Consider the following 12,305-nt stretch of genomic DNA (forward strand, 5'->3'; position numbering starts at 1 on the left):
TTTATGCCGGGTGCCAACAATCCCCGAGCGTAGAAACCGCATGCGACACCTAGTCACATCGGTCGCGCCACTCCCGTTACAAGGAGGTGGTCTCGACCGATTCATCGACCCCTTTGCACAGCTCTTGACCGATATCGCCAACATGGAGCCCGTCTTGCTCCAGTTACTCGCGTTCGGCCTCCTCCTCGGAGGCGTCTACGCGCTCACGGCGCTCGGCCTGACGATGATATTCGGCGTCATGGACGTCATCAACTTCGCCCACGGCGTCTTCCTCGTCGTCGGGATGTACACGGTCTGGTTGGCTTCGACCACCCTCGGAATCAGCCCGTTCGTCGGGATTCCCATCGCCGCACTCGTCTTGTTCGTGTTGGGTATCGGCGTCCACATCTTGACGGTCGAACCGATTATCGAGGCACCGCAACAGAACCAACTCATCGCCACCCTCGGTGTCTTGCTGATAATCCAATCGGCTATCGAGATCGTCTTCACACCCGACCCACAGCAGGTCGAACTCTCGCTCGGGTCGCTGAAGCTCGGTGGCGTGTTCATCCCGCTCGGCCAGTTCTACGCGCTTCTCATCGCCCTCGGGACGATGCTCGGTGTCCGTGCGTTCTTGAACCGAACCGACCTCGGCCGGAAGATTCGCGGCACCGCAGACAACCGTGACGGTGCTCGCTACGTCGGTATCAACGTCGCACAGATCAACTACCTCACCTTCGGCATCGGTGCGGCGCTCGCCGGTGTTGCCGGCGGGTCAATCGCGCTCTTCCAGCGGTTCGACCCGTTCACCGGTGAGGCGTATCTCATCAACGCCTTCGTCATCGTCATCCTCGGCGGCCTCGGGTCGTTCCCCGGGGCGTTCGTTGGCGGCCTCATCGTCGGCATGATACAGGTGTTCGGCGGATACTACCTCCCGGGAACGACTTCTCAGGTGCTCATCTTCCTCCTGTTCATCGGGACGCTCCTCGTGAAGCCTGAGGGCCTCTTCGGAGGTGCGGAAGCATGAGCACACTCGAATCCGTCCGCGAGGGCTACCGAACGTTCGACGACCAGCGGTACGCACCGCTCGTGAAGGGAGTCGCACTGTTCGGCCTCCTCGCGGCACTCCCGTACATCATCGAAATCGACGTGGCCGGGATGGAACTCGCGGCCACGCTGAGTCTGAAGGTGCTCATCCTCACCGTCATCTACGCCTACACCGCCCAGTCGTGGAACATCATGTCCGGCTACACCGGACAGTTCTCCTTCGGGCATGCCGCATTCTTCGGCGTCGGTGCGTACGCGACGCAGTTGCTCCTGGCCGACATCGGGCTCAACCCCTGGATAGGAATGCTCATCGGGGGCGTCATCGCGGGGCTGTACGGCCTCGTGATTGGCGCACTCACGTTCCGGTTCAACCTCAAGGGTCACTACTTCGCACTGGCGACGCTGGCGTTCGCCGAACTCCTCCGGTTCGTCGTCACGAACATGTCCGAACTGAACGGGGCGAACGGCTACTTCAAGCCGTTCCCCCGCGACTACGGTGCCGAGTACGGACTCGCCGCCTTCCAGTTCCAGACCGACCTCCCGTACTACTACATCATCCTCGGGTTCCTGCTCGTCGTGACAGTCGTCTCGTGGGGCATCAAGAACTCGTGGATAGGGCTCTACTTCTTCGCTATCCGTGAAGACGAACAGGCCGCCGCGAGCGTTGGCGTGCCATCGTTCCGGTACAAACTCATCGGTGTCGCCGTCAGTGCTTTCTTCACCGCCCTCGGCGGTGCGTACTGGTCGATGTACTTCAACACGATTCGCCCCGACACCGTCTTCGCGCTGTTCAAGAACGTCGAGATACTCCTGCCCGCCGTCGTCGGTGGACCGGGGACGCTCATCGGCCCCATCGTCGGGTCGTTCATCGTCACGCCGGTCAGCGAAGTCGCGCGGACGACGTTCACCAACATCAACGGACTGGACCGCATCATCTACGGCGCGTTCCTCGTCGCCATCGTCATCTACTCCCCGCGCGGCGTGGTGAGTTGGCCGAGTCGTGCCCGTGCGCTATGGTCTCGCCTGCAGGGTGACGAGGAGGTGAGCGAGTGATGGCGCCAGATGACCAGCAGTCAGTCGAACGCGAGGGTGAGACGCTCCTCACCGCCAAGGGTGTCGGAAAGCGGTTCGCAGGCCTGCAAGCGCTCGAAGACGTCGACATGACCGTCAACAGCGGCGAGATTATCGGCCTCATCGGCCCGAACGGTGCCGGGAAGACGACACTGTTCAACTGTATCAGCGGTACCTTCCCACCCACCTCCGGGACAGTCACACTCGAAGGTGACGTCATCTCTGGACTGCCCGCGCACAAAGTCGCACGGTCAGGCCTCGCCCGGACGTTCCAGATTACGCGCCCGCTCGAAGAACTCACCGTCATCGAGAACGCGATGGTGGGTGCGCACATCCACACCCGTCGCCGCCGCGAAGCGCGCGACATCGCCATGGAGAATCTCGAATTCGTGGGACTCGCCGACCGTGCAGACGAAGAAGCGGGCGAACTCACCGTCGGCGCACAGAAGCGCCTCGAACTCGCCCGGGCCGTCGCGACGCGGCCGAAGATTCTGCTCCTCGACGAGATAATGGCAGGGTTGACGCCACAGGAGACGAATCAGATGCTCGACCTGTTCCGGCAGTTGCGCGCCCGCGGGACGAGCCTCCTCATCATCGAACACGACATGAAAGCCATCATGAACATCTCAGACTACGTGAAGGTACTCGACCAGGGCCATGGTATCGCCTTCGGGAAACCCGAAGACGTCGTGAAAGACGAACGCGTCATCGAGGCGTACATCGGAGGGTTCGACGACGATGCTTGAAATCGAAGGCGTCCGGGCTGGTTACGACGAGATAGAGGTGCTCCACGGCGTCGACATGCACGTCGGCGAGGAGGAAATCGTCGCACTCATCGGTTCGAACGGTGCCGGGAAGACGACCACGATGCGCACGATTTGTGGCATCCTCCAACCGAGTCACGGCCGTATCACCTACCGAGGTGAGGAGATTCACACGAAACCGTCGCACGAAATCGTCGAACGCGGCATCGTGCAGGTCCCCGAGAACCGCGACCTATTCACCAACATGACGGTGATAGATAACCTCCTGCTCGGGGCGCAGACCGACGAAGCAGTCGCGAACCGCGAGGAGAACCTCGCGGAGATGCTCGACCTGTTCCCGCGCCTCGAAGAGCGAAAGAAGCAGCGCGCCGGGACGATGTCTGGCGGAGAACAGCAGATGTTGACGCTCGCACGGGCGCTGATGGGTGAACCGGACCTCCTCATCCTCGACGAACCGTCCATCGGACTCGCACCACAACTCGTCCAGGAAGTGTTCGACGTGGTCAGAGAGATTCACCAGCAGGGCGTGACCGTGCTCATGGTCGAACAGAACGTCCAACAGACGCTGAAACTGGCCGACCGCGGGTACGTCATGGAGAACGGTCGCATCACGATGACCGCGAGCGGTGACGAACTACTCGAAGACGACAGCGTCGTCGAAGCGTACCTCGGGGTGTGAGATGGACGAAGCGACCCTCGCATCGTTCGTCTCGACGCTCGACCGGGAAGACGTCCCAGACGACGTCGCGGCCCGAGGGTCGCTGGTCATCGCGGACACAGTCGGCGTCATCCTCGGTGGTGCGTCCGACCCCGCAGTGGCGGCGCTCACGCGGACGTGGGCAAACGACAACGGCGGGCACGCGACCATCCTCGGGACGGCCGGTGAGCGAACGTCTGCCTACCGCGCTGCGTTCCTCAACGCGACGGCCGGAACCGTCCTCGAACTCGACGAAGGCCATCGCTTCGCGGCCGGACACCCAGCGATTCACGTCCTTCCGGCACTCCTCGCGGACGGTGAGTCGTCCTACCGGAGCGGTGACGAACTCCTCACCGCCTTCGTCGCCGGGTACGAGGCGGCCGTCCGCGTGGCCGAGATGGTCGTCCCGTTGGCCGACGGTGTCCACCCGCACGGTGTGTGGGGTGGCGTCGGAACCGCGGCGGCAGTCGCACGACTCCGCGGACTCGACACCGAGACGACCCTCCACGCGATGCGCATCGCGGCGAACTACGCACAGCACACGCGGTTCGAAGCGGCGACCGAAGGTGCGACGGTCCGGAACAGTTACGCGGGCATGAGCAACCTCTCGGGAATCGTCGCCGTCGAACAGGCCGAAGCGGGGTTCACCGGCCTCGACGACGGTATCGCACGCCACCTGTCGTCTGTCGCCGCCGGTGAACCCGACCGGGCCGCCCTCGCGGACGGACTGGGTGACCGCTGGGAAATCGAACGCGGGTACTTCAAGGTTCACGCGGCGTGCCGATACACTCACGCGGTCCTCGACGCCGTCGAGACGCTGGCAGAGCGACAGGCGTTCGGCGTGGCCGACGTCGCGGCAGTCCGTGTCGAGACGTACCCCTCGGCAGCAGCGTTGGCCAACACACGACCGGAGAACGCGCTCCAGGCGAAGTTCTCGATTCCGTTCGCCATCGCCTCGGCGCTGACGACTGGCGAGACGGGCAAGTCGTCGTTCACGGACGAGGCGGTGACCCGGGAGGTGCTCACGTTGGCAGAGCGCGTCGACGTCGTCGCCGCCGACGAGTTCGCCGCCCGAGCGCCCGACGAACGCGGTGCGCGTGTCACCATCGAGACGAGCGGCGGAGACACGTTCGCTCACGAGGTTCGAACGGCACGCGGTGGCGAACACGACCCGTTTACCGACGCCGACCTTCGAACGAAGTTCGACCAACTCGTCGCACCCGTCATCGGAGACGGGAGCGTCAACGGACTCTGGACGGCGGCGCGCGAACCCGCCGCCCCCCGCGTCCTCTGTGCCCTGACACGGGCCTGAACCGCCGTCCCCTGTCCTCCGTTCCTCCTTCGAGAAACCAATGATTCCACAGAAACCAGTCCGAGATTGGGAACAGCAACTGTACGACTTTCTGACCACCGAGGTTCCGCCCGCGGTTCGAGCGGCCGGAAAGCGTGTCGTCACGGACGTGCTCACGGCCACCGTCGCAGGTGCTGCCGCACCACAGCACGCCGACGTCTTCCGGGAGGCGAAACTCGCAGATGGACCGGCCTCCGTCCTCGGAACCGACCGACGGGTTGACCCCTCCCACGCGGCCCTCCTGAACGTGACCGCCGCGATTACACAGGAGATAGAAGAGGGCCACAACCGTGGTGGACACGTCGGTGCGAGCATCGTCGCCGGGGCCGTCGGCGTCGCCGAGGCACACGACGTCGACGGCGAGACGTTCGTCGACGCGTGCGTTCGGTCCTACGAACTCTGCACCCGCTTCGAGTACGCGCTCTTCGCGATGAAGGCGCGACTCAACGACGCGATTCCGTGGCTCGTCCGCGACCCCCACTCGACGTGGACGACGCTCGGTCCGGCGCTCACGGCGGCCGTCTGCATGGGACACTCACCGGACCAGCTTCGCGAGACGGTTCGAACTGCGCTCAATCTCGCAGTCGTCTCGATGCACGACCCATTCGCAGAGGGTGCTCCGTCGCGGAACTTCACGGCAGGGTTCTCCGCACAGGCGGGTGTGAGCGCGGCGACGCTCGCAGGTGCCGGCCTCCGTGGGTCCGCCGCAGCGATGGAAGCCGTCTACGACCCGTTCGAGTCGCTCCTCGAAGACGGTGAGTTCGCCCACCTGTTCGACTCGCTCGGCGACGAGTGGTGGATTACAGAGGCGTACCACAAACCGTACCCCTCCTGCCGGTACACCCATGCGCCGCTCGACGCGCTCAGAGACGCGAACGTGGGCGACTTGGACCCCGAAGACGTCGCCCACATCGACGTCTACACGTACCGAAACGGCGTCGACATGGGTCACGTGCGGCCGGACACGTTGACGGCGGCGAAGTTCTCCACGCCGTACGTCCTCGCGCGGTGGGTCGCAGACGGTGAACTCTCGCTCGAACACTTCCACGACGACGCCCTCGGCGAGGAAGCCGTCCAGTCGCTCTCCGAGCGCGTCGACCTGCACGTAGACGAGGCGTACGAACGCGCGTTCCCGGACAAGTGGGGCGCTCGCGTGGAAGTGGTCACCCACGACGGAACGCGATACGTCGGACGACGAGACGTCCCGCGTGGCGACTACAGAGACCCACTCGACGAGGCGTCGCTCGCCAGTCGGAATCGGGAACTGCTCACCTACGGCCTCGGGACGACGGCCGCTGCCGACCACGCTCTCGACACGCTCTCGTCGCTCGACTCGGTGTCGGTATCCACCGTTGTCGCCTCGTTGAATCGCTGATACGGAACGTCTGTTCGGTACTTCCGAACAGAATACGAACAATTATTGTGAAGGACCCACATGGGCTATCTATGCACACGAACGACCCGGCCGAAGACGGATTAATCGGCGCTACGAAAACATCGTTCGGCATCGTCGAACACCTGCGTGAAGAGGGCGTGAGTGGTGTCTCCGACGTCGCGACTGCCCTCGATATCTCGAAGAGCACTGCACACAACCACCTCCAGACGCTCTTACACATCGGGTACCTCGTCCGGGTCGACAGTGGTTACGCGCTGAGCCTGAAGTTCCTTGACCTCGGCGACCACGCGCGGACACGGCACGCGCTCTACCACACGTCGATTGGGGAGATGGACGAACTCGTCGACGCCGTCGGCGAACGCGGGCAGGTGATGGTCGAAGAGAACGGCCACGGCGTCTACATCTACCAGGTGAAGTCTGAGCAGGGACTCCAGACGGACTCGCACATCGGGACGACTGTCGACTTGCACACGACGGCCGTCGGGAAGTCCTACCTCGCGTTCTGCGACGAAGCCCACCGGAACGACATCCTCGACGACGACCTGCCGCGACTCACGACGAAAACCATCGCCGACCGAGCGGAACTCGAAGCCGAGTTGGCGACGATTCGAGAGCGTGGCCACGCCTTCAACGACGAGGAACGGATTACCGGGATGCGCGCCGTCGGCGCACCGATTCTCGCAGACGACGACACCATCCTCGGTGCGATAAGCGTCTCCGGCCCGACGACGCGAATGAAAGGCGAGTGGTACCACAGCGAGGTTCCAGAGATGGTGAAACAGGCCGCTCGTGTCATCGGCATTCGCGCGACGTACTCCTAGAGCTGCCCAGTGTTCTACTCTGCCGAACGGTCGTTCACTATCCCAGATTCTGGCGCTGCCGGTCCAGTTCGTCGACGGACGGGAGCGTGCTCACCCCTGACGAGACGACGGGGACGTTTCCAGGAGATAGCTCCCTCCCGGCCTTGCCGCCGAAGATTACAGTAGTACACGTGTAACGGCCTCTCCCGGCCGTAGATGCACCGGTCCTCGTCGACGATGAATCGCCTTCCAAAGTACACCCAATGTTTCGGATTTATGTTATACATCTCAATTTGGTACGTCCGGGCGAACTGACTGGTGAGCGTTCAGTTGATGAGGTACCGGATGTCCCGAGCAAAATCTGAATATCCTATATAAAGTCGCCCCATCACTGGGAAATTCAGCCATAAATATTCTCAATCAGCCGGTACATCTATCCGATGTTGTATTTTTCACGGTCGGAAGTCACCATGAGAGAATGTGAATACGGCACCGATAGCAGTCGTATTGAACCACCAATCTTCGTATGTTTCTTTTCAATAGTCAGTATTCGTATATTCATCTTGGTCTTCGGTATCCGTCCGCGTCTCGGATGACGGAACCGTTCACCCACCCGTGGTGAACGACCGTTCGTGGAAGTCGGTGTTCGAATCCGACTGCCGCCGACTCAGAGGCGCAGTCGTTCCGTCAGAGCAGGTGATACGACGAGCGTCGGTCGCTCAGTCCGACGGCGACAGAAAAATAGGAGTCTTCGGTCGGGGTTAGCGGTCGTCGGTCAACAGGATTCGGAGGATGTCACCGTAGGCGGGGCGGGTGACGAGCACACCGATGATGACACCGAGGATGGTGAAGATAGCGAACCCTTGTAGGTCACCGAGCGAGAGGACGGCGAGTGGACTCATCGCGATGATGGTCGTCGCGGCGGCGGCACCGATGACCCAGAAGGCACGGCGGAACCGTGACTGGAAGACCTTGCGTGACTTCACCGACCCTTCGCCCATCACCTCGTCGGCGATGATGATGAGGTCGTCCACCCCCGTCCCGATGACGGCGATGAACCCGGCGATGACCGAGAGGTCGAGCGGATAGCCGATGAGCGCGGCGAATCCGAGGAGGACGTACACCTCGGAGAGGCCGGTGACTATCATCGGGAGTGCGACTTCCGGTTTGCCGTAGCGGATGAAGACCACGCCGGCGACGGCGAGGACGGCGACGATACCGGTGAGAAGCGAGTCGAACTTGAAGTTCTCACCCTGACTCGGGGAGATGTACGACGACGTGCCGCCGTCCTGTCCCGAGAGGTCGAGTTTCGCCGGGAGCGCACCGGCGCGGAGGTTGATGGCAATCTCCTGTGCTTCGGAGGTGTTGCGCGTCTGCAGTTGGAAACTCGGGGCCGCTGCCCACTCGCCGGAGCGCATGCCGTCGGCGAGGCCGGGACTCATCCCGAAGGCGTTGACGACGTCGCCGTTGACGACGAGGAGGAGACAGGCGTCGGTCGTCTCCTGCCCGCCTTCGTCCATGTAGGTACACCGGGTGCCGCCCTGCTGGGCGAGACCAGTGTCGACGACTGCCTGCTGGAAGTCTGCTGCGGGTTCGTCACGGACCGAGACGGGGACGAACGCGCCGCCACCCGTCTGTGGTTCCTGTGCCGTCCCGATGGACGTGAAGTCGGCCTGTGTCAAGACGGCCTCGCGGGTCTCGTAGGTTCGCGTCCCGTTCTCCGTGGTCGGGTAGTAGATGTCGATTTGGACCGTCCCGCGTTCGCCGACGAGGTCGATGACGTCCTGGCGGTCACGGTTCGGTACCTCGACGAGGATGAAGTGTTCGCCCGTCGCGGTGGTCACCTGCTGGACTGTCCCGCCGGAGAGCCCTGCCTCGTTGATTTTGGATTCGAGGACGCGAACCGTCTCCTGACGCGTCGTCTCGGTGACGCCGTCTCTGACGGTGCCGTGGGCGTATCCGGCGGCGTCGAGCGCCTGCCCTAACTCGTCTGTCGTGACGTTCTCGATGGTCGCTTCGACGGTGTTGGACTCTGCGCCCTGTCGGGCGATGACGTCCGCGGCGTCGGCGTCGGGTAACTCTGCGGCGACCTGTTGTTCGACGACGCGTTCGGAGTCACCGTTGAACTCCACCTCTTCGGCCGTGACGCCGATGAGGGGTGCGCGAATGCGCGTCCCCCCGTCGAGTTGGAGGCCGTATTTGAGGTTCGTGAAACTGTCGTCCTCACCGACGGCGGGCTGTGACCCGACAGTCGGCGAGAAGAGGGCGAACGTCGAGACGAGGATGGCGACGACGAGGAGGATGACCCGCCAGTTGTCGCGGAGGGTGCTCATTTCGCCACCCCCTCGAACTTCCACCAGCGAAGGAGCGTCACGTTGAGCATGTAGGTGTTCATCAGGTCGGCCGTGAGACCGAAGACGAGGACGGTTCCGATGGCGGCGAGCAACTGAATGCCGAACAGCGTCGCCGTAATCGTCATGACAATCATCGCCGCGATGGACGTGAGCGTCATCGTCACACCCGTCCGCATGGCGCGGTAGGTAGACTCGTAGAAGTCACCGGAGCGCCGGAGGACGTGGTTGTTCAGGAGGATGTCCGAGTCGACGGAGTACCCGATGAGCATCAGGAGTGCCGCGACGGTTCCGAGCGACAACTCGATGCCGAGGATGTTCATCAGCGCCACCGGGATGACGATGTCGGAGAACGCCGAGATGACGACGGCGATAGAGGGGACGAACGTGCGGAACATCGCGAACACGAGGATACTCATCCCGAGGAACGCGATGGCGACGCCGCCGAGTGCGAGCAACTGCGTGTCGGAACCGAAGTTCGCCGACACCGAGTCGATAGAGCGGACTTCGTAGCCTGCCGCCTCGGCCTCTTGTTCGAGTTCCGTCGTGGACGCACCGCCTCCAGCCTGGAACGTCAGCACGTAGGTGTTCTCGGAGGGAACAGAGCGGATAGATTCGGGTGCGGTACTGAACGCCGCACTGACCTCGTCTTGCGGAGCATCCGTGGCGATACGGAGTTCGGTGCCACCGGTGAAATCGACGCCCGGGTCGACCGGCGCACCAGTCACGACGTACCACCCTGCGATGACCAGCAAGGCCACTGCCAGTACCGCGAGGGGGACGGCCGCGAGTTGGCGATTCGTGTACCGGGTGTAGTCTACCTCCGGTACCGTAAACTCGACCATGCGTTGCGGTCCTGAGCGATGGCGAATAAGGCTTCTTATGTGCGGTAGGATACGGTACCGAGACCCGTGATAGGAGACGGTGTCGAGACAGACGGTCTGACGGTGTGCCGGCGAATCCGCGACAGGCCCATAGTCTCGGACCGACAATCCTGACCTATGACGAGTGACGCGACTGCGACAGAGACGGCGAGCGAACTGGTGGCGTCGAGAGTCGTCGTCTCCTTCCCCGACGAACTGAGCGCGTGGGGGCGCGACCAGTTGACCGCCGGCCGGTTCGTGAACTACATCCGGCGAATCCACGACGAAGCGAGGGCGGGCGACGAGTGGGAGGAGTTCTTAGACGTCGGCTGTTGCGGCGACTCGCTGACGCTGACGCTTCGTGTCGAAGAACTCGAACCCGAGGGAGCGACGACGCTCGACGGCGACACCGACGTGGAGTTCGTCGAACGCGAGGGAAGCGTCCACGGCGGGTGGTGCGTCCAGAGCGCCGACGGACCGGCATCGACCACCGGAAAACAGTCGTAACCTGCTCTATCACCACTATCCGCAAGCACTCTCGACGGTACTGACCCACTCGGGCACGGCGACGGTCACGGGGCCAGCAGAGTACTGCACGCTGTACACGAGGTCGAACGACCGGACCTCACCCAGTGGGTCGAGGATGCGTCCGTCTATCGTCTCGGCCATCGTGATGCGCACGACCATCTCTGCGTCGACGACACGGCCGTCTCGCCTCACTAACTGGCCGTCCGCCTGCGAGATGTAGACGACTCTGGTGTCCGAAGGAGTCCGTCCTTTCGCTCGATAGAGCCCTGTCTTGGGAGTGAGGACCGTTCCACGAGGTGTTTCGGTCGCCTCGAACCGAAGGAGTCCCCCGACGACGGTGTTCTCGATGTCGTGCATCCCGTCTTGGTATCGAGTGACGTCACGCGACTGTTCTCGCTCGAACGTGACGGTGTCTCGTCTGATGCAGGCGTCGGGTGCAGAAACCTCGCCGATGGGGTTGACGTGTTCAGTCCGTTTGTACTCGACAGCCGGGTCGGAAGTCAGGTTCCGGTATTTCACCGCGTACGAGTACGTCTGGTTCGGGTCGGGATGGGTACCGGGCGGTGGACCGTGGGCCTCTACCGAGGCGTTCTCCGCATCGTGTGCGACAGTGTGTCTGAACACGACCGGTTCGTCCAGATATCCGACGAGGGTGATGTTCTCTGTCGAGGTGAAGTCCCGTGGCTGGTCTCCCGTCGACTGCCACGACTGGTCGTACAGTGTCGTGCCAGACGCCGCCGGCAGTACCATCGGTGTGACTAACACCAGTCCGATGACTGAGACGAGAACCGTGAGACAGATGCCGGCGAGAACCCGGCGTGATAGTTGCGGTGGGCTTGGCGTCATCGGCGTCTCGGCCGAGATACAGAGCCCGGTGATATAATCTATCCGCTATATCAGAAAATTCGACATGAAACGCCGGTCGATGGCGGGACGGCACCCGAAGCCTAGGTCGCGTCTCTCAGGGCATGTACCGAACCGAGACGACGCCGGAACTGGAGCGAATCTCGACGCGGTTGACTTCGAGTCGTGCCGCCCGCGAGAGCAGTCCTTCTCTGTCTTCGAGGATGTCGTCGACGGCCTGTTCTGTCATCTCCTCGGGCACCGACAGGATGTGAATCTCGCCCGTCCCCGCTCGTTCTTGGGTGACGAGTTCGCCCTCGGGGTTCTCGCTAGCTATCGTTCGGGAGTTCGTCGTCGGCGACTCCGACGAGCGCTCGACAGAGACGGTCCATCGCGTCTCGACGTCCACGAGTTGCCACGAGACGTTCATCGGTGGGTCGGGCGCGACGGTGCCACGAAGGGCCTCGTCCTCTGACACACCGGGGTTCGACGAGAGCGTGTGTACTTGCCCGGAGTGTACGTCTTTCAACACTGCCGACTGCTCGTCGGCGGCGGTTACGAGGAACGTCCCCGTTCGTTCGGACTCGGTCATCACCCGGTGTATGCCGTCGCGCC

At 62.9% G+C, this 12,305-nt stretch carries 12 protein-coding genes; 8 read left to right on the forward strand and 4 right to left on the reverse strand.

Annotated features, from left to right (window positions below):
* Window positions 1-40 precede the first annotated feature (40 nt).
* The 7 genes from ACK3R5_RS13345 to ACK3R5_RS13375 all read left to right on the forward strand — a co-directional run bounded on the left by ACK3R5_RS13345 (window position 41) and on the right by ACK3R5_RS13375 (window position 7,126).
* Entirely contained in the window at window positions 41-1,006 is a 966-nt protein-coding gene (locus ACK3R5_RS13345) for a branched-chain amino acid ABC transporter permease (RefSeq protein WP_411967304.1), read from the forward strand.
* Entirely contained in the window at window positions 1,003-2,079 is a 1,077-nt protein-coding gene (locus ACK3R5_RS13350) for a branched-chain amino acid ABC transporter permease (protein ID WP_411967305.1), read from the forward strand. The genes ACK3R5_RS13345 and ACK3R5_RS13350 overlap by 4 nt, the downstream gene beginning before the upstream one ends.
* The gene (locus ACK3R5_RS13355) at window positions 2,079-2,843 is read left to right on the forward strand and encodes an ABC transporter ATP-binding protein (protein WP_411964571.1); all 765 of its coding nucleotides are present in this window, start codon (window positions 2,079-2,081) and stop codon (window positions 2,841-2,843) included. Before ACK3R5_RS13350 ends, ACK3R5_RS13355 begins: the two co-directional genes overlap by 1 nt.
* Window positions 2,836-3,540 (forward strand): ABC transporter ATP-binding protein, encoded by a 705-nt coding sequence (locus tag ACK3R5_RS13360; RefSeq protein WP_411964572.1) that lies wholly within the window; start codon window positions 2,836-2,838, stop codon window positions 3,538-3,540. Before ACK3R5_RS13355 ends, ACK3R5_RS13360 begins: the two co-directional genes overlap by 8 nt.
* Window position 3,541: 1 nt before the next feature.
* Window positions 3,542-4,870 carry an MmgE/PrpD family protein gene (locus ACK3R5_RS13365; RefSeq protein WP_411967306.1) on the forward strand — a complete coding sequence of 443 codons (1,329 nt, stop codon included), beginning with the start codon at window positions 3,542-3,544 and terminating at the stop codon, window positions 4,868-4,870.
* Between the two features lie 40 nt (window positions 4,871-4,910).
* Window positions 4,911-6,284: an MmgE/PrpD family protein gene (locus ACK3R5_RS13370; protein ID WP_411967307.1), complete on the forward strand. Its 1,374-nt coding sequence runs from the start codon at window positions 4,911-4,913 to the stop codon at window positions 6,282-6,284.
* A 71-nt stretch (window positions 6,285-6,355) separates the two neighbouring features.
* Window positions 6,356-7,126, forward strand: a complete 771-nt coding sequence (locus ACK3R5_RS13375) for an IclR family transcriptional regulator (RefSeq protein WP_411967308.1) — start codon at window positions 6,356-6,358, stop codon at window positions 7,124-7,126.
* 740 nt (window positions 7,127-7,866) lie between these two features.
* Here ACK3R5_RS13375 and secD read toward each other — a convergent pair.
* Window positions 7,867-9,438, reverse strand: coding sequence for a preprotein translocase subunit SecD (secD, locus tag ACK3R5_RS13380; RefSeq protein WP_411967310.1), 1,572 nt, complete (start codon window positions 9,436-9,438; stop codon window positions 7,867-7,869).
* Complete coding sequence (gene secF / locus ACK3R5_RS13385; protein WP_411967311.1) at window positions 9,435-10,301, reverse strand: protein translocase subunit SecF; 867 nt, start codon at window positions 10,299-10,301, stop codon at window positions 9,435-9,437. Before secF ends, secD begins: the two co-directional genes overlap by 4 nt.
* 156 nt (window positions 10,302-10,457) lie before the next feature.
* Here secF and ACK3R5_RS13390 point away from each other — a divergent pair, with 156 nt between their 5' ends.
* Window positions 10,458-10,826 (forward strand): hypothetical protein, encoded by a 369-nt coding sequence (locus tag ACK3R5_RS13390; RefSeq protein ID WP_411967312.1) that lies wholly within the window; start codon window positions 10,458-10,460, stop codon window positions 10,824-10,826.
* A gap of 15 nt (window positions 10,827-10,841) precedes the next feature.
* Here the strand turns inward: ACK3R5_RS13390 and ACK3R5_RS13395 are convergent, their stop codons facing one another.
* A complete protein-coding gene (locus ACK3R5_RS13395) occupies window positions 10,842-11,693 on the reverse strand; it encodes a hypothetical protein (protein WP_411967313.1) in 852 nt (283 codons plus the stop codon).
* 115 nt (window positions 11,694-11,808) lie between these two features.
* Window positions 11,809-12,282, reverse strand: coding sequence for a DUF5812 family protein (locus tag ACK3R5_RS13400; protein WP_411967314.1), 474 nt, complete (start codon window positions 12,280-12,282; stop codon window positions 11,809-11,811).
* Between the last annotated feature and the right edge of the window lie 23 nt (window positions 12,283-12,305).

The organism is Haloferax sp. YSSS75, from assembly GCF_046764215.1.
Classification (GTDB): Archaea; Halobacteriota; Halobacteria; order Halobacteriales; family Haloferacaceae; genus Haloferax.

Bases quoted from the DNA above. Each gene is read 5' to 3' on its own strand.
- ACK3R5_RS13345 (WP_411967304.1), top strand. From the start codon at position 41: ATGCGACACCTAGTCACATCGGTCGCGCCACTCCCGTTACAAGGAGGT.
- ACK3R5_RS13350 (WP_411967305.1), top strand. From the start codon at position 1,003: ATGAGCACACTCGAATCCGTCCGCGAGGGCTACCGAACGTTCGACGAC.
- ACK3R5_RS13355 (WP_411964571.1), top strand. From the start codon at position 2,079: ATGGCGCCAGATGACCAGCAGTCAGTCGAACGCGAGGGTGAGACGCTC.
- ACK3R5_RS13360 (WP_411964572.1), top strand. From the start codon at position 2,836: ATGCTTGAAATCGAAGGCGTCCGGGCTGGTTACGACGAGATAGAGGTG.
- ACK3R5_RS13365 (WP_411967306.1), top strand. From the start codon at position 3,542: ATGGACGAAGCGACCCTCGCATCGTTCGTCTCGACGCTCGACCGGGAA.
- ACK3R5_RS13370 (WP_411967307.1), top strand. From the start codon at position 4,911: ATGATTCCACAGAAACCAGTCCGAGATTGGGAACAGCAACTGTACGAC.
- ACK3R5_RS13375 (WP_411967308.1), top strand. From the start codon at position 6,356: ATGCACACGAACGACCCGGCCGAAGACGGATTAATCGGCGCTACGAAA.
- secD (WP_411967310.1), bottom strand. From the start codon at position 9,438: ATGAGCACCCTCCGCGACAACTGGCGGGTCATCCTCCTCGTCGTCGCC.
- secF (WP_411967311.1), bottom strand. From the start codon at position 10,301: ATGGTCGAGTTTACGGTACCGGAGGTAGACTACACCCGGTACACGAAT.
- ACK3R5_RS13390 (WP_411967312.1), top strand. From the start codon at position 10,458: ATGACGAGTGACGCGACTGCGACAGAGACGGCGAGCGAACTGGTGGCG.
- ACK3R5_RS13395 (WP_411967313.1), bottom strand. From the start codon at position 11,693: ATGACGCCAAGCCCACCGCAACTATCACGCCGGGTTCTCGCCGGCATC.
- ACK3R5_RS13400 (WP_411967314.1), bottom strand. From the start codon at position 12,282: ATGACCGAGTCCGAACGAACGGGGACGTTCCTCGTAACCGCCGCCGAC.